The organism is Chloroflexota bacterium, from assembly GCA_014360805.1.
GTDB lineage: Bacteria > Chloroflexota > Anaerolineae > DTLA01 > DTLA01 > DTLA01.
Genome location: JACIWU010000067.1, coordinates 1 through 16,407, shown reverse-complemented (window position 1 = coordinate 16,407; position 16,407 = coordinate 1). Strand labels below are relative to the sequence as shown.

Annotated in this window: 13 protein-coding genes; 4 read left to right on the top strand and 9 right to left on the bottom strand. The window is 67.2% G+C overall.

Annotated features, from left to right (window positions below; translation table 11 throughout):
• Positions 1–207: 207 nt before the first annotated feature.
• The 4 genes from glmS to H5T65_11005 form a co-directional block, all read right to left on the bottom strand.
• The gene (gene glmS, locus H5T65_11020) at positions 208–2,043 is read right to left on the bottom strand and encodes a glutamine--fructose-6-phosphate transaminase (isomerizing) (GenBank protein MBC7259768.1); all 1,836 of its coding nucleotides are present in this window, start codon (positions 2,041–2,043) and stop codon (positions 208–210) included.
• Positions 2,044–2,570: 527 nt separating this feature from the next.
• Positions 2,571–3,776 (bottom strand): DUF438 domain-containing protein, encoded by a 1,206-nt coding sequence (locus tag H5T65_11015; GenBank protein ID MBC7259767.1) that lies wholly within the window; start codon positions 3,774–3,776, stop codon positions 2,571–2,573.
• Positions 3,777–3,876: 100 nt separating this feature from the next.
• The gene (locus tag H5T65_11010) at positions 3,877–4,800 is read right to left on the bottom strand and encodes a creatininase family protein (protein MBC7259766.1); all 924 of its coding nucleotides are present in this window, start codon (positions 4,798–4,800) and stop codon (positions 3,877–3,879) included.
• A 272-nt stretch (positions 4,801–5,072) separates the two neighbouring features.
• Complete coding sequence (locus tag H5T65_11005; protein ID MBC7259765.1) at positions 5,073–5,813, bottom strand: hypothetical protein; 741 nt, start codon at positions 5,811–5,813, stop codon at positions 5,073–5,075.
• 184 nt (positions 5,814–5,997) lie between these two features.
• On the opposite strand from H5T65_11005, the gene H5T65_11000 reads away from it, so the two are divergent.
• Together H5T65_11000 and mreC are read left to right on the top strand one after the other, a co-directional pair.
• A complete protein-coding gene (locus H5T65_11000; protein ID MBC7259764.1) occupies positions 5,998–7,056 on the top strand; it encodes a rod shape-determining protein in 1,059 nt (352 codons plus the stop codon).
• A gap of 214 nt (positions 7,057–7,270) precedes the next feature.
• Positions 7,271–8,104: a rod shape-determining protein MreC gene (mreC, locus tag H5T65_10995; GenBank protein MBC7259763.1), complete on the top strand. Its 834-nt coding sequence runs from the start codon at positions 7,271–7,273 to the stop codon at positions 8,102–8,104.
• Between the two features lie 105 nt (positions 8,105–8,209).
• On the opposite strand, the gene H5T65_10990 is transcribed toward mreC, so the two are convergent.
• The 4 genes from H5T65_10990 to H5T65_10975 all read right to left on the bottom strand — a co-directional run bounded on the left by H5T65_10990 (position 8,210) and on the right by H5T65_10975 (position 13,436).
• Positions 8,210–10,078, bottom strand: coding sequence for a DUF4012 domain-containing protein (locus H5T65_10990; protein MBC7259762.1), 1,869 nt, complete (start codon positions 10,076–10,078; stop codon positions 8,210–8,212).
• On the bottom strand, positions 10,075–11,604 hold the full coding sequence (locus tag H5T65_10985; protein ID MBC7259761.1) for a DUF2723 domain-containing protein: 1,530 nt from the start codon (positions 11,602–11,604) through the stop codon (positions 10,075–10,077). The genes H5T65_10990 and H5T65_10985 overlap by 4 nt, the downstream gene beginning before the upstream one ends.
• Positions 11,601–12,593 carry a glycosyltransferase gene (locus H5T65_10980; GenBank protein MBC7259760.1) on the bottom strand — a complete coding sequence of 331 codons (993 nt, stop codon included), beginning with the start codon at positions 12,591–12,593 and terminating at the stop codon, positions 11,601–11,603. Before H5T65_10980 ends, H5T65_10985 begins: the two co-directional genes overlap by 4 nt.
• A gap of 213 nt (positions 12,594–12,806) precedes the next feature.
• Entirely contained in the window at positions 12,807–13,436 is a 630-nt protein-coding gene (locus tag H5T65_10975) for a PAS domain-containing protein (GenBank protein MBC7259759.1), read from the bottom strand.
• A 221-nt stretch (positions 13,437–13,657) separates the two neighbouring features.
• On the opposite strand from H5T65_10975, the gene H5T65_10970 reads away from it, so the two are divergent.
• Positions 13,658–14,302 carry a hypothetical protein gene (locus tag H5T65_10970; GenBank protein ID MBC7259758.1) on the top strand — a complete coding sequence of 215 codons (645 nt, stop codon included), beginning with the start codon at positions 13,658–13,660 and terminating at the stop codon, positions 14,300–14,302.
• Between the two features lie 5 nt (positions 14,303–14,307).
• Positions 14,308–15,339, top strand: a complete 1,032-nt coding sequence (locus tag H5T65_10965; protein MBC7259757.1) for a radical SAM protein — start codon at positions 14,308–14,310, stop codon at positions 15,337–15,339.
• A gap of 6 nt (positions 15,340–15,345) precedes the next feature.
• Here the strand turns inward: H5T65_10965 and H5T65_10960 are convergent, their stop codons facing one another.
• Positions 15,346–16,158, bottom strand: coding sequence for a hypothetical protein (locus H5T65_10960; GenBank protein ID MBC7259756.1), 813 nt, complete (start codon positions 16,156–16,158; stop codon positions 15,346–15,348).
• Positions 16,159–16,407 lie beyond the last annotated feature (249 nt).

Genomic DNA, 16,407 nt, shown 5'->3' with positions numbered 1-16,407 from the left:
GCAGGCGCAGATTCAAGCACACCATTTGCACGCGTTCATATTCAGAAGGTGCCCATGCCCACGAACCGCCTGAGTTTTCCGACACGCACCTCACCCCTGTCCGCCCCTGAACCGCTCGCGGGGAGAGGGCTAGGGTGAGGGGTGCAATCCCCTCGCCCCGCCTCGCGGGGAGAGGGCTAGGGTGAGGGGCCGCGCCCGACGCGCGAATCACTCCACCGTTACGCTCTTCGCCAGGTTGCGCGGCTGGTCCACATCGCACCCGCGGCGCACCGCCATGTGGTACGCGAACAGTTGCAGCGGGATGACCGTAACCACCGGCGACAGGAGTTCCGGCAGCGGGGGCACGTACAGCACATGATCGGCCTTCTCGGCCAGGTGCGTGTCGCCCTGCGTGCCCAGCGCCAGCACGATGCCGTTGCGCGCCTTGACTTCCGCCACGTTGCCCATGATCTTCTCGTACACGCGGTCGCGAATGGCGATGATCATGACCGGCATGTGGTCGTCAATCAGGGCGATGGGGCCATGCTTCATCTCGCCCGCCGGATAGCCTTCGGCGTGGATGTAGGAGATTTCCTTGAGTTTCAGCGCGCCCTCCAGGGCGATGGGATAGTTGATTCCCCGCCCCAGGTACAGGAAGTCGGCCTTCTCGTAGTATAACTGCGCCAGCGCCTCGTACTCGTGGCCGTTGGCCAGCACGCTCCCCATCAGATTGGGCAGTTCGGCCAAATCCTGGGCCAGCGCCAGCGACCGCTCCCTATCCAGCCGCCCGCGCTTCTGCCCCAGGTACATGCCCAGCAGGTACAAATCCACCAGCGATGTGGTGAACGCCTTGGTGGATGCCACGCCGATTTCGGGGCCTGCCTGCATGTAGATAACGCCGTCGGACACGCGCGCCGCCATGCTCCCCACCGCGTTGACGATGCTCACGATTTTGGCCCCCTTGCGCCGCGCCTCGTCCATGGCCGCCAGCGTGTCCACCGTCTCGCCCGACTGGGTGATGGCCACCACCAGCGTCCGCGGGGTGATGTGCGGGTCGCGGTAGCGGAACTCGGAGCCGTAGTCCACCTCCACCGGCAGGCCCGCCAGCGATTCCAGCATGAACTTGCCCACCAGGCCCGCGTAGGCCGACGTGCCGCACGCCACGATGACAACCCGATCCAGGGCGCGCGCCTCGTCCTCCCCGACGCCCACCTCCGCCAGGATCACCTCGCCGGTCTCAAAGTCCATGCGCCCGCGAATCGTGTCGGTTACGGCGCGGGGCTGCTCGTAGATTTCCTTCTGCATGAAGTGCTTGTACTCGCCCTTGGCTGCCGCCACCGGATCGTAGGGCACGGTGTGGGGCGTCTTGGACACCGGTCCGCCCGTCAGGCGGTAGTACTGCGCGCCGCTGCGCGTTACGACGGCCATCTCGCGGTCTTCCAGGAAGACCATGCGGCGCGTATGCTCCAGAATCGCGGGGATGTCCGAGGCCAGGAACATCTCGTCGTCGCCCAGTCCCACCGTTACGCCTCCCGCGTTGCCGATGCGCGTCGCCACAAGCCGGTCGGGTTCGCGCGACGTCATGACGACAATGGCATGAGCGCCGCGCAGCCGCTGGAAGGCCGCCCGCGCCGCCTCGGCGATGTCGCCCTGGTAGTACTTCTCCACGAGATGCACGATCACTTCCGTGTCGGTATCCGAGCGAAATCGGTGCCCTTCGGCTTGCAGTTCCGCCTTCAGCGCCATGAAGTTCTCCACGATGCCGTTGTGGATGACCACGATCTCGCCCGTGCAATCGGTGTGGGGATGGGCATTGCGCTGGCTGGGCCGGCCATGGGTGGCCCAGCGCGTGTGGCCGATGCCGACGGGGCCGTGCACCGGCTCGCGTTCCAGGATGGCGGCGAGGTTGGCCAGTTTGCCGGCGTCCCGGCGGACGACCAGGCAGCCCTCCTGTAGCACGGCGATGCCCGCCGAGTCGTAGCCACGATATTCCAGACGACGCAGGCCGTCCATGATGATTTGCGTTGCGTCGCGGGGGCCGATGTATCCCACAATCCCGCACATAAGCGTTCCTCCTGTGATGGCCGTTAGCCTTTAGCCGTCAGCCGTTAGCGGCATCCGTCGCTCGCTGATCGCCGACCGCTGACGGCTGACGGCTGCTCGCCGACTGCTGACCGCTAACCATGGGGCATGCGCAACAAAGGCGCGTGAGGCCCCTCCGTGTGGATACTTCGCGGGACGATGAGTCTCGCCCGATCCCTGCGCGGCCCTTTGTCCCGGCGGTCGCCCGCGCGGATTTGGGGACGCGCTCGTTTTGGAGGGGAGTTGTGGGGGCGGGATCGCCCCCGGAGGCTTCCGCCGATCTTCCGATTTTCCCGGCGCGCGCCGGTTAGCCTCACCGCGAGGTGAGGAACCTCCGTCCTCGTCAACTGGGCAGGCGGCTCAACACGCGGCCCTCACCGCCCAGTCCAGGCGCTATTCTCCCCGATGAACTACCGTTTACGTAATCCGCTGCACCACCTCCTTCCGAACCCGACGCGCGGATTATACAAATAGCGCGGCCCCGTGTCAAAGCGCGCCCCGGCGCCGCCTCACTCGTCCAGCAGCCGCTTCTGTCCCGTGATCTTCTGGATGTCCGTGATGTCCTGAGTTACCTCCAGCGTGCCCAGGTAGCGCCCGTCCTTGCCCCGCACGGGGAAGTAGCGGATGTGAATCAGACGTCCGTTCATCTGAATCCAGAACTCGGCCACCTCGCGCCGCCCCGCCTTGAAATCCTCCAGGATGCGGTTGACCACGTGGACGCTCTTCTGGGGATGGCACAACTGGACGGAGCGTCCGATGATAGCAGGGGTGCGCGGGAAAATCCGCTCGCGGCCCATGCTGAAATAGCGCACCGTGTCGTCCGCGCCCACGAACGTGATGTCCGCGGGCAGCGCGTTGAGCACCGCCTCCAGTTCGGCGGGCGTCAGTGCGCCCGATGGCAGGCGAATCTCCCCCTCGCCGACCTGCGCCTCCAATTCTTCGCGCGCGCCGATGACCTCAGGTGGCGTGAAGTAACAGTAGCCCAAATCGTCCATGGACGCCTTGATCGCCTTGAACTCCTCGTCAGAAATCAGGCGCAGGGCGGTGGGGAACAGGATATTCTCTTCCTTGTAGAAGTGGCTGGGCACGCCCTCGGCCAGCGCGTGCAGGTGGGGCAGGATGGCCGCCTTGAACTCGGCGAAGGCGCGCGTCCCCCGCTGCGCCAGCGCCTCGGCAGCCGCCTTGACGGCGGCGCGCTGCTGGTCGTGCTCCATCCACATGATGGACGGCGGGCCGGTTACCCCGTGTTTCTCCAGCACCGGAAACAGGCAGTTCTCCTCGCGCACTTTGTGCTTGTTGTACTCTTGGAAGTCGCGCAGCAGTGCATCCAGGCGCTCCAGTTCGCCCTCCACGGCGCTCCAATCCGTCGCCCGCTCCAGGAGTCCGATGACCTCGGCCAGATCGCGCGCGTCGCCCTTAACGTATTCGTGCTCCTTGAGCAGGATGTAGATCGGATGCCCAGGGCCTTCGCCTGGCTTCTCCTTCTCCACCGCCTCGCGCAGCACGGCCAGATGGACATCGCACAGGCGCTGAATCTCCTCCGCCGGCATCCCCTCGGCGATGAGTTCCTGCTCGGCCCTGGCGATGTCGGCAGGGCCGATCTCGCCCAGGAGCGTCCGGAATCGGCTCTTGAGCATCTCGGGATCTGCCCCCAGGTGCAGCGCCTTGATGAGTTGCTTCAGCATTTCCTTCTGATTGCCGAACAGTTCGCTCATGACCTCCTCCACAAGAGATAACGTCGTTCCATCGTCAGCGGCGCTGATTATAGGCGAAGACCCCGCGCGTGGCTGTAACAAAAGTCCCAACTTGCGCGCGCTAACTTGGCTCGGCGAAGCGCAGCCCCCAGAGGAGCGGCGTGCTGAAAGGCGGGTGGCCCTCCAGCGCGCGCCGCACCTGGGCCACGGCCTCGTCGGCGTGCGCCTCCAACATGCGCCGCCCGCGATCGGGGTCGGCCTCGGCCGGCGCACCCATGTAGGGCGGCATGGGTCTGGCGTTCTGCCACGACAGCCCTGACCCCATGTACTCCAGGTCGCGCCCCAGCGTATCGGCGCCCAGCAGCCCGATGACGCCGCCCAGCAGCGACAACACGCGGTACAAATGGTTGTCGCGGTTGATGGTGGCGGGCGGCACCTGCCGCCAATCGGCCGCGACGCGGTCGGGGGCGATGGCCAGCATGAGTGAAGTCTCGTTGGTGCCGGCGTGCGCATCGTCAATGTCGCCGCATGAGCGCGGGGCTGTGCCGGTCGCCTCCAGCAGGGCCGGGTCGTGCTCCACCATGCGGCGGTAGAAGTTGAGAAACGGGCAGATGAGCGCGAAGTGGTGCTTCTTCCACGCCTTGCGCACCGCCTTCTCAATGGCCGCCTGGTGGCGCGCCCCGCCGTGATTGTCGGTTACCAGCATCCACTTGAACCCGAGACCGGCAAGGCTGGCCGCCGTGGAGACCAGCAGCAGGTGGATGGCCCTGCTGTCAATCTTCACAGACCCGGGCGCCGGAATCGGATCCGCGCCCAGCGCGACGCTGGGAAAGACCAGATAGTCCAGTTCGGGCATGGCCGACTGAAGTTTCTGTATCACACGGTCGCGCAGCGCCTCGGCCACGAACACATCGGTGCCCAGCGGCAGATGGGGGCCGTGCGTCTCCAGCGGACTCAGCGCCATGACGGCCAGGGTGCGGGTTCTGTCCAGGGCCAGCAGTTGAGGTTGGGTCAGTTCGGCGTAGTGGTAAACGGTTCCGGCCATGCGCACCTCCTCGGAAAAGATGCCAGCGAACGAGCGGGGCCAGTGTAGCGCAACGCCCCGCGGACGTCAAGGCGGCGCGGCCCCGGCAGCCTCAATGGGGCGGCGTGGCGCCCGCGCACAGGCCCAAGAAACACAAGGCCGCGAGGAGTCTCGCGGTCTCGCACCACAAACGCACATGATTGACGCCAAAGCGGCCGGGGCAACCGCGCCCGTGCCCGGCGCTGAACGGGCGCGCTTTCCGCCCGACCCGACCCATGAGGGCACAGCCCGGGCTAATCCTGAACCGCTGGCGCTTGCTCCTCAAATACCAATCTTTTATCCCCGGCCCCAGTGTAGCCACATTGTCCCACGCGCGGCGAGTTTACGACGGGCAGGAAGCCTTCCTCCCAATCCTCGTGCTCCTCCGCATGGGCCGCGCAATAGGGTGTAGGGGGGAAGTCAAACGCATAGACCCACTCGGCCTGCTTGTCGCATAGCGCGCACGGGATGGACGGGGCGTAGTTGCGCGCCAGGACCCGAATCTTTTCCTCTGGCACGCTGCCCTGCCGCTCGCCGACGACTTTCAGTGTCAGCGTTGTCGTTGTACCAAAGTCGTACTCGTGAACAAAGACGACGCCCGGGGAGAGTACCGAATAAAGTTTGCAACTCATGCTCTCCGTTGGCAGGGGCGAGCCAAAGAAACCCGTCCACATGGCATGCCCCGCGCCCGTATCCCTCTCGTAATCGGCGCCCTTGATCGTGAAGGCGCTCATGTGGTCGCAGCATTCCAGCCAGATGGCGCGCAGGAAGTCATCCAGCGCGGCAAGGGTGGCGCTGGCGGGGATTTCCAAGTGCAACCAGTACTCGGGGGCATACTTCCCCTCAACCCGCAGATGAAAGAGCCGAACGGGCTTCCCCTCTTGTGCCGTTTCATGCTTCCGCACGCAGGCCTTGAGGTGGCGAGTCATGGCGTTCTTGGCGAATGTCCCGCCGCACAAAAAGCATTTGCCGTAGGACACAACTTGTGGGGCCATTGCAGCCTCCTTACCTAGCCCTGAACTGCATTCTCACCGCACTATACCACGATTCCCAAAGAAACGCCAAACCCCCTTCTTGCACCGCGTCCAGGCGCGCCCTCCGGCGTCGCGAATTGCCAATTTCACCCGCTGTGCTATAATGGGCGCGGCTCCAAGCCACACCAAGCACGAGGAGAGGTCCATGTTCAACCCGATCGCCGCCTTCCTGGGGCTATTCTCCCTGGACATCGGCATTGACCTGGGAACGGCCAACACGCTGGTTTACGTCAAAAGCAAGGGCATCATCATCAACGAGCCGTCCTGGGTGGCTGTGGACAAGAGAACCAAGCAGGTGCTGGCCATCGGCAGCGAGGCGAAGGACATGGTCGGACGCACGCCCGCCAACATCACCGCCATTCGCCCCCTGCGCGACGGCGTCATCTCCGATTTCGTCGTTACCGAGCGGATGCTTCACTACTTCATTCGCAAGGCGCACGAGAAAATGGTCTTCAGCGTGCCGCGGCCGCGGGTCGTCGTGGGAATTCCCAGCGGCGTTACCGAGGTGGAAAAGCGCGCCGTGTCCGACGCCTGCCTGAGCGCGGGCGCGCGCGAGGCATACCTCATTGAAGAACCCAAGGCGGCGGCCATCGGCGCGGGCCTCCCCATCACCGAGTCCGTCGGCAGCATGATCGTGGACATCGGCGGCGGTACCACCGAGGTGGCGGTGCTCTCGCTGGGCGGCGTCGTGGTCAGCCGCTCCATCCGCGTCGCTGGCGACGAGATGGACGACGACATCATCAACTACGCGCGCCAAAAGTACAACCTCCTCATCGGCGAACGCATGGCCGAGCGGGTGAAGATCGCCATCGGATCGGCGTACCCGCTGCCCGAAGAGAAGACCATGACCCTGCGGGGCCGCAACCTGGTTACGGGCCTGCCCGAAGAGGTGGAAGTCTCCAGCATTGAGATTCGCGAGGCCCTCGCGGGATCTGTCGCCACCATCGTCAACTCCGTGAAAGAGGCGCTGGACGACACCCCGCCCGAGTTGGTGGCCGACCTGATGGAGAACGGCATCGCGCTGGCCGGGGGCGGCGCGCTGTTGCAAGGAATGGCCACGCGCCTAAGCGAAGAAACCCACATGCGCGTCTACGTGGCCGAGAACCCCATGTGGTGCGTGGCGCTGGGGGCCGGCAAGGTGCTGGAAAACCTGGATTCCCTGCGCAAGGTCCTGGCCGATAGCCGCCGGCCAAGAAAGCGGTAGAGAAACTGTGGCGTTTGGCGTTCAGCCGTTAGCCGCTAGCCTATAGCCTTTAGCCTATAGCCTTTGGCCTTGGGGCGATGGCACTGCCCAACGCCTCCGAACCCAGACGAATGGCCCGCTGCCAAGGGCTAACCGCTGACCGCTGAAGGCTAAAGGCTAATGGCTGACCGCTATTGGCTGACGGCTTGACGCTACTACCCAAAGCGAGATTCCCATGCATTCGCGGACAGACACACCCACTGCCCTTATCGTCGCCATCATCGTCCTCATCGCGGCCTTTCTGGTCTCCCAGACGGGCCTGTTTCGCCCCGTGCGCGACCTGGCGACGACGCTGCTCGCGCCGGTGCAGGATCAATTCTCCCGTCTGAGCCGCACCGTGAGCGACTGGGTACAGGGCGGGCGCGACATGGTGGCGCTGCGCGAGGAGAACCGCGACCTGCGCGCCCAGTTGGACCGCCTGTCCGTGCAACTGCTCCAGTTGGAAGAGGCGAACAAAGAGATTGAGCACCTGCGGGCGCTGCTGAACTTCACCCAGACGTATCCGGCCTATCAGTTCAAGGGCGCAGAGGTGGTGGGCTACGTCGTCGGCAGTGGTGCGTCCAACTTGTTCCCCGACCTGGTGCTGAACGTGGGCGCGCGCGACGGCATCCGCCGCAACATGCCCGTCGTAACCGAGCGCGGGCTGGTGGGCCGCGTGCTGGATGTGTACCCCAATGCGTGCCGCGTGCTGCTCATCGTGGACGCGCGCAGTTCGGTGAACGCCATGATTCAGCGCAACCGCGTTACCGGCCTGGTGGAGGGGCGGCCCGGCGGCAAACTCGTCATGACCCACATCCCCCACGACAGCAGCGTGGCCGAGGGCGACGTGGTCATCACGTCGGGCCTGGGGGGCATGTTCCCCAAGGCGCTCATCATCGGGCAGGTGTCCAAAGTCATCCGCGACGAGGTGGGGCTGTACCAAGAGGCCGAGGTACAGCCGACGGTGGACTTCGGCGGCCTGGAGCGCGCCCTGGTCATCACAAACTTCACCCCCACCGAGGTGCCGTAGGGGTACAGCGTGCTGTGCCCGTGGGCGCACGGCACCCCCCACCCGACGGCAACCCAAACGCGCGCGAATTCGCGGTCGCGTCTCCACGGGCCGGACGTCCCGCCGCTACGGGCCGACGACGAACTCCCGATCCTCGGCCAGGTCGGCCTGGAACTCGCGCACCTGGCCGCCCGCACCCCTGACGACGACATGCAGCGGGATGCCCCACGTCCCCGGCTGCTTCTGCACGTACAGGCGGTACGCGCCCTGCGCCGCCGACGCCGGCAACCGATAGCGGAACGTAACCTCCTGCGCCTCGCCGGGCTTCAACACCAGCAGGCCATCCCACACCGCCAGGCCCGCCTCCGATTCGGCCAGGTCGCCGTCCTCCAGCCCCTCGCGGGCCAGCAACTCGGCCCCCGCCGGCGTGAACACCCGCACATAGTCCCAGTAGCAGCGATCCATCATGTCCTGGTACGTGTCCCCGTAGCGCGATTCGTGCACGCACACGTCCAGGCGGGCCTGCGATTCGTGGGCGTAGCCGATCTGCAACAACGCCGTGGCGTCGGCCAGGTTGACCGTGTACGTGATGCTCTGGCGAATCATGGGGTTCACCTTGTTGAACCCCACGTTGCTGTCCACCACGAAGAGGTAATCGCCCTGCGTCGGCACGATGGCGCCGTCCCACTTCTGCCGATGGAGCGTGTCCTGCACAGGCGGCAGGAACAGCAGCAGGTGGCGCTCGTTCAAAAGGCGCAGCACCGTCTGGGCCACTTCCGCCATGTCCAGGTCGCCCGTGCGCTTCATCAGGCGCTCTATGACCGACTTCGCCAGGACGCCCATGAAGTTCTTGCGGAGTTTCCACCACTGCGGGTCATTGCTGGCGATGTCAGGCCCGCCCACCGGCGACGCCCAGTAGTACTGAATACGCTCCAGCAGGTTGTCGGCGGTGATGGTGTCGTTGTACTCTTCCAGGCGGATGGGGTCTGCCGCAGCCACCAGCAGTTGGAGCGCGGGCGTGTCCATGGCGACAACCCCGTGCACCTTCTTGCCGGTGTCCTGCTCGTACAGTTCCCAGGCCTTGCGCGCCGACGTGGGGAAGTCGGCCCACCAGTTGGCGTCGCGCAGCAGGAGAATCTGCGCCCACATGTGGGTCTCCAGCGCGACGGGCGGGATGGGATGCGGCTTGGTCAAATCCATCACCGAGTAACTGTCGGCGAAGGTAACGGACGTGATCTCGCCGCGATTGACCTCCACGATGCCCACGCCGCTGATGAACCCACCCGTGGCGCGGATTTCATCGCTATTCTGCGCCAGGATGAGATACCGACGCGGGCCATCGGCCCCCAGCAATTCCGGCGCAGCCCGCAGCAGGTCGGGCGCGGCGGCCAACACGGGGATCGCCCGATCCACCAGCGGGGCGAACCGCGCCAGCCTGGGCGACAGGCGGCGCGTGTCCACCTTGCCCCACGCCTCCGCCGCCCGCCGCAGGGCCTCTTCCGCCTGCCGCAGGGCTTGTGTGTCGCCCGGCGTGCGCGTAGCCAGCGCGGCCAGCATCGCCCCCGCGCCGTTGGGCAGCGCCGCCACCGCCGGCTTCACCTCGCCGTACAGGAGCGAGCCGCCGTCCAGTGCGTTCTGGGCCGCGTCCACTAGGTGGGGCAGCGCCGCCAGGTCGCCCCCGATGCCGGGAACCCATCCGAACCACGCCGCCGCCCCCACGGCGAATCCCCAATCGCGGCGCGCCGATGCCACCAGGCGGCGGGCCGCGTCCAGATGCGCCGCCAGTTCGTCCGCAGCGCCGGCACGGCTCAATCCCCGAAGCCCGTCGCTCCGCACGGCGCTCCAGTAGGCCGCCTCGGCCCGCGCCTGGCGAATCAACCCCGGCAGGCGCGCGACCCGCGGCCCAAAGGCGACCAGCAGCCCCGCTAGCAGGGCCGCGACGACCCAAAACAGCGGCGCGCGATAGAAACGGCGCGGCGTGGCGTCAATGTTCATCGGCTCACCCTCAACAGAGGCCCGGCAGGCTCCACCCTCCAGCCCCCAGGCGCAAGGTAGTTCGCGGTAACGAAAATCGGGCGGTCATCCACGTTCCCGCCGATAAGTTGGGCCAGGAACGCTTCCTGCGGCAGGTTCGCGTCGGGCAGAACCAGATGGGGATTGCGACGCAGCACCTGCGCCCGGTACCAGTCCAACCGCAACAGGGGGACGGATAGAACCTCGCCGCAAAATGCGCCGTCCAGCGCCCAGCGGGCATACCACAGGGCGAAGGTCTGGCGGTCGCCGTCGGCCAGGACCAGGGCGTCCGTGGGCAGCGCCGCCAGCGACGCGTCCACATACGCCTGGGCCTCGCGGTCGCCGCGCAGGTCGCACGCCGCCCAGTTCATGCCCAGGGAGAGCACAGGCATCGCCACCAGCGCGGCCACGAGGCCCACCTGCGCCGCGCGAGTCAGGCCCGCCCTTCGCGCCGCGACGCGCTCCGCGATGTCCCCCAGGCCCGCCGCGATCCAGACCGCAAACACGGCCAGCGCCGGCAGCAGGTACACAAAGGAGTCCGTCGTATCGTACCCGATGGCGTACACCGTGATGAGGCCGAACAGCCCCAGCAGCCCCCACGACGCGGCCTTGTCCCGCTCGTGAAGGGCCAGCGCCCCCCACAGCCCCAGCGCAACGCCCCACACCTTGAACTGGCCCAACAGGAGCGAAGCCCACGCGCCCACGCGAGATGGCCACTCCCCGAGCGGCAAGCCGAACACATACGGCCGATATGGCGCGGCCGACACTACCCACCAGAACCCCGCCAGGGTGCGCGGCTCGCCCCAGTTGATGGGCGGAGACGCCGCCGCCCGCAGCGGGAGGTAGATGTACAAGGCCAGGCCCAGCGCCGCCAGCCCAACCGCCTCGCCCCAACTGCGCCCGTCGGCGCGGCGGCGTTGCTGCCACGCCCACACGCCCGCGGGAACAAGGCACGCGGCGATGAGCGGATGATGGGCCATGCCCAACCCGAACAGCAGCCACGCGGCCCGCCATGCTCCTCTGCTCGCCGTGTTGCGCCAATGGAGCAATGCGGCCAGAAGCCCCATGGCCAACAGCCCACCCAGGGCGTACACCTCGGCGATGACCGCCTGGCCCCACGGGATGGGCGCGAAGGCCCACATCAGCGAGGCCGACAGGGCCAGCGGCCAGCGCGACAGGCCGACCAGCGCCAGGCACAACCGGAACAGCGCCCAGGCCGCCCCCGCGCCTGCCACCGCCGACAGGAGCGCCACGCGGTGCGCCGGCGTGCCCCAGCCCACCAGCAGGAACAGCCGCGCCAGGAGCGTGTACAGCGGATACCCTGGCGGATGGGGGATGCCCAGCGTGCGGGCCGCGGCGATCAGGTCCCCGCCATCGGCTCCCTCGTGCGCCCACGTCAATCCCACCGGCAGCGTGGCCACATAAACGACCAGCGGAGTCGCGAAGACCAGCATCTCTGCCGCGCGCGCGCCACGGGGTGAGGATAGGCCGCTGGAACCGCGTCTCATCTCCGCCACAGCCTCCCCGGCAGGAATCGCACCATCCCCACGGCCAGCCCCACGCCCAGCGCCGCCGTGCGCACCCAGAGGAGCGCCGGCGACGCCACAGCCACGGGGAAGTCCTTGCGGGCCGCCCGCCACGCAAACGGCAGGGTCGTGGCCGTCAGCGCCAGCGCCGCCGCCCCAGGCCACCAGAAGGATACCAGCCCCGCCGCCGCAGGCACGCACAACGCCAACGCCAGGTAGAACAACGCCACCTGGGCGCGCTGGGACGGTGGCGTATGGGTGTCGCGGGCGAGTTTGTTGGGGTGGGCCTGCACAATCCGCGCCTTCCAGAACCCGATGTAGTACTTCTTCCGCGCGTAAGCGCGCAGCGAGTCGGCGTGGCGGTGATAGACGATGGCATCGGGCACGAACACCAGGCGGTATCCCTGATTGGCCAGGCGGAACGAGAAATCCTGATCCTCCACGAACCGCACGGAAGGGTCAAACCCGCCGCCCTGCACGAACGCGTCGCGGCGGTAGGCGGCAGAGTAGGTGTCCACAAAGTCAATGTCCTGAAGCGGCTTCAGCAGCCGATACTTGTCCTCGTATTCCAGTTGGACGAAGCGCGCCACGAGCGAACGTTGGCGCGTGCGGTACACGCCCCGCGCCCCCGCGACCGACGCATCCGCAAAAGGCGCGACCATGCGCGCCATCCAATTGGGCGTCGGCTCGCAGTCGGCGTCGGTGAACAGCAGCAGCGACCCGCGCGCCACGGCCACACCGTGATTGCGGGCGGCGGCAGCCCCCCCGTGCGCCGTGCGCTCTACCCGCGCCCCTGCCGCCTCGGCGATGGCGGCCGTGTCGTCGCTGGAGCCGTCGTCCACCACGATGACCTCATAGTCGGGCGGACCTCCCACCTGTTTGCGCAAGGCATCCAGGCAGGCGGGCAGCGTGGCCGCCGCGTTGCGGGCCGGAATGATGACGGAAACCGTTGGCGATGGGCCTTCGGTCATGCGCTCACCTCGCCCGTATTATACCCGCGCGCGGCCGTATGCAAAACGCCGCGTCTGTGCGCCTTCTGCCATGGGGCACGGAGAGCACAGGAGGAGGATCGGAGATTGGCGCAAGTAGGGCAGGTTTCCGTACCTGCCCCTGGCTTCCGGCGGCTATGGAAAGCCGCCCTACTGCCAGCCCTTCGCCAGCAGGGACTGTGGCGACGCAGGGGGCTATTGCGAACGGACAGGCTCCGGCGGCCGACCGCCCTCGCCCAGGAACAAATCGGGATACAACTCCCTGGCGCAGTCAGGGCAAATGCCGTGGCTGAAATCCAGATTGGAATGCTTGGCGACGTAGGCTTCTACGCTCTCCCAGTACTCCTCATCGGTGCGCACACGCTTGCAGTTGGCGCAGATGGGCACGATGCGGCGCAACGCGTCCAATTCGGTGATGTCCTCCAACGTCGCCAAGACGAGCCGCTGCCCCTTGTACTCAAATGGCGCCGTGCTGATGAGCAGGTGAAATTCCTGCGGCTGGCCCTGTCGCACCAGCAACATCTCGGTCTTACGCCGAATCACGCGGTCGCCCGCTATGGATTCCCTGACCGCATTGCGCAGGGCGCAGTTGGCGCAAAACGGACTTGTGCCGCATCCCCCTGCACTTTCCAGCGCATGGACGCACTGCAACGCGTTCCCGCAGAGTTTGGGAAGGTTGTCTTTCCCCGACGTGCCCAGCATTTCCAGACCGGCCGTATTGCAATCCAAGATCTGCACGCGCCTGTCCACGACGAATATCGCCGCCGGAATGGCATCCAGGACGGTGCGGACATAGTCATTCACCTGGAGTTGGTTTTGCTCCATGGACAACCTGCCTCAAGCGAAAATGCGCGTGGTATTATGTGTATTTATGCTCCTGAAGTCAAATATCCGCATTCATTCGCCTCGGTTTCATTTTGTGTTGGCGACCCCGCACAACCGATGCCGTCGGCCAACGCCATTGGACAGACGGCGCGGAATCGGCTATCATTCTACATGCGGCATCCTGCGCACTCCGCGCAAAGGCCCGCGAGGGGAGGACGAACATGCGGTGGAACCGACGGCAATTCCTGGAGGGGCTGGGCATCGTCCTGGCGTCGGTCGTGCTGTCGCGGTGCAGACCGCCCGCCGCCCAGAAAGACGACTGGGACCGCGTGCGCGATGCCTGGTACGGCCTGGACCGCCTCGCCCACGACGCCAAGGACCTGGATCGCGGCCAGAAAACCCGCGACCAACTCATCGCCGACCATCTGGCCGCGCTGGATAGCCTGGTGCGCGCGGGGCTTATCGGCGCGGCACAGGCCGAGGACATCCACGTGGCCTTCCAGGCGGCGGCCCAGCATGTCTGGCGCGCCAACGCCCCCATCACGTGCTACATCCCCGCGCCCTACCCGCAGTACCGCATCATAGGCGCCAGCGACCTGGCCCAACAGGCCGACATCCTCGCCGAGATGGCCCAGCGCAGCGCCATTGACCCCGCCACCGTCGCCCTCGCCCAGACCTCCATCCAGCGCGACATGGCCATCCTGGCGCTGACCGACGAGGACGAGAAGGCGCTCATTGAAGCCCTGCGCCAGACCGCAGGCGACAGCAGCCAGTACCCCTCGCTGGAAGAACTCCAACTGGACATCCCGCCCGAAGCCGTGGCCGCGGCGAGTCTGCTGGTGGACATCCTGCTGGGCAAGAAGTAGCGCGCATGGGCAGGCCCCGTCTTCAGACCCTCATCCTGGAAATGACCCAGGACTGCGACCATGCGTGCCTGTACTGCTACAACCCGTGGAGGCGCCCAGGCGCGCGGCCCGCTCCCGCCCGAACCCAACCTGACGCGACCGCGCTCCTGGCCCATGTGCTGGCCCAGGTTGACTGCAGCCACGTAACCCTCACGGGCGGCGAGCCGCTCCTGTGCGAGGACCTGGAAGAGACGGTGGGCTTCCTTACGCGGCGGGGCGTGCGCGTCAACGTCATCACCAACGGCCACCGTCTGACAGACGCCCGCGCCGCCGAACTCATCCAGCGCGGCGTGAGCCTGTTCGCCGTGCCCCTGCTCAGCCATCGCCGCGAGACGCACGACGCCCTGTGCGGCACCGAAGGCGCTTTTGACGCCGCGCTGGCCGCCCTGGCCCGCATCCGCGCCCATCGCGGCACCGCCGCCGTCGCCTTCGTCGCCACCCGCCTCAACATCGCCGACCTGCGCGATACCCTGCGGCTGGCCTTCGCCTTTGGCGCGCGGGGCGTGCAGATCAACCGCTTCAACCCAGGCGGGCGCGGCGCGGCCCACCTGGACTTGCTCCCCACGCTGGAACAGGTGCGGGATGCCCTCGGCGTCGCCGATGCCCTGGCCGCCGAACTGGGCATCTCCGTGGCGGTCTCCATCCCCATCCAGCCGTGCCTAGTGGCCCTGGACGCCTATCCCCACTTGAACTTCGGCTTCTGCGCGGCCGGCACAGAGCGCGCCTACTACACCCTGGACCGCGCCGGCAACGTCCGCCCGTGCAACCACAGCGCGACGGTGCTGGGGAACGTGTGGGAGCGCCCTTTCGCGGACATCATCGGCGGCGAGGCGATGGCAGCCTTCGCTGCGGCGACTCCGGCGTTCTGCCAGCCGTGCCCCCTGCGCGACACATGCCAGGGCGGGTGCAAGGCCGCCGCCGAGGCGTGCTACGGCGACCTGCGCGCCGAGGAGCCCTTCCTGCGCGCCAACATCGGGGCGGCGCGGCGGTTGCCGTAGCGCCGTTCACGCCACCCAGCGCAGCAGCGCCAGCGTCCCCAACACCAGAAGCCCGAAGTACTCCAGCCGCACCCGCCACGTCAACTGCTGACGAAGGTGGTGCTGGAGGATGCCCGTGAGCGCATAGGCCACGAGGAGCAAGATGAGCGCCGCGCCCGTCGGGGAAAGACCCCCTTGCGCCATCCGACTCGCCCCGCCCCCGATGATAGCACCCACGAGAGGCGCGTAGAGGGCCACCGAATCGGGCGTGCGCTCGGGCAGTCGCAGCAGGTCCAGCGCCACGAGTCCCGCCGCCACCCCGCACAACGCGCCAGCCTGCGCGGGCGTCAGGTTGCCGGTGAGCGCCGCCGTGAACGCCGCCAGCGCCGCCGCGTAGTCGGCCATGTTCAGCGCCCAGCGCGCGCGGGCATAAGGCCGCTCGGCGGCGTCCACCGTGGCCCACTCCAGCCACAGCACGCCCGCCATGGCCGCGCCGACGCCGACGGCCAGCCCCACGACGGCCGCCCCCGACCGCAGCCGCGCCGCATGGACGACCGCAGCGGCCGCCAGCACAGCAGGGGTGGGCCAGTAGTGGGCCGTGTGGCTCAACTCGCCGCGGCGCGCCTTGGGGTGGGCCGCGATGACCTCATGAGTGCCCAGGGCCGCGCATACCGCCATCGCCAGCGCCCACACGGGCGTGGCCCCCAGGGTGAAGTCCCACGAGACCTTGCCGAGCGTGCCCTGCATCGTCCGGCCGAAGGGACCGACCCACGGCGCCACGGCCACTCCCAGCGCCAGCCACGCCGCCACGGTGAGGATATACGTTCGCGGGGATTTCACTGCGCCACTCCGACGGGATTCTTCGCCGGCATTGTACGGGCGGCGGGGCGGCGTGTCAAGCGGGCTTGACCCAAACACGTAGGGCGGCTTTCCGTAGCCGCCGGACGAAGGGGGCAGGTATGGGAAGCTGCCCTACGCTCGCTAACCGCTATGCACGAATAACACGAATTCACACGAATGGAGAATAGATCCCAAGGGCCTCCGAGGCCCGTTGTCCGCAGACACGTAGGGCGGCTTTCCATAGCCGCC

Coding starts and splice junctions, on each gene's coding strand:
- glmS (MBC7259768.1), bottom strand. CDS start 2,043: ATGTGCGGGATTGTGGGATACATCGGCCCCCGCGACGCAACGCAAATC.
- H5T65_11015 (MBC7259767.1), bottom strand. CDS start 3,776: ATGAGCGAACTGTTCGGCAATCAGAAGGAAATGCTGAAGCAACTCATC.
- H5T65_11010 (MBC7259766.1), bottom strand. CDS start 4,800: ATGGCCGGAACCGTTTACCACTACGCCGAACTGACCCAACCTCAACTG.
- H5T65_11005 (MBC7259765.1), bottom strand. CDS start 5,813: ATGGCCCCACAAGTTGTGTCCTACGGCAAATGCTTTTTGTGCGGCGGG.
- H5T65_11000 (MBC7259764.1), top strand. CDS start 5,998: ATGTTCAACCCGATCGCCGCCTTCCTGGGGCTATTCTCCCTGGACATC.
- mreC (MBC7259763.1), top strand. CDS start 7,271: ATGCATTCGCGGACAGACACACCCACTGCCCTTATCGTCGCCATCATC.
- H5T65_10990 (MBC7259762.1), bottom strand. CDS start 10,078: ATGAACATTGACGCCACGCCGCGCCGTTTCTATCGCGCGCCGCTGTTT.
- H5T65_10985 (MBC7259761.1), bottom strand. CDS start 11,604: ATGAGACGCGGTTCCAGCGGCCTATCCTCACCCCGTGGCGCGCGCGCG.
- H5T65_10980 (MBC7259760.1), bottom strand. CDS start 12,593: ATGACCGAAGGCCCATCGCCAACGGTTTCCGTCATCATTCCGGCCCGC.
- H5T65_10975 (MBC7259759.1), bottom strand. CDS start 13,436: ATGGAGCAAAACCAACTCCAGGTGAATGACTATGTCCGCACCGTCCTG.
- H5T65_10970 (MBC7259758.1), top strand. CDS start 13,658: ATGCGGTGGAACCGACGGCAATTCCTGGAGGGGCTGGGCATCGTCCTG.
- H5T65_10965 (MBC7259757.1), top strand. CDS start 14,308: ATGGGCAGGCCCCGTCTTCAGACCCTCATCCTGGAAATGACCCAGGAC.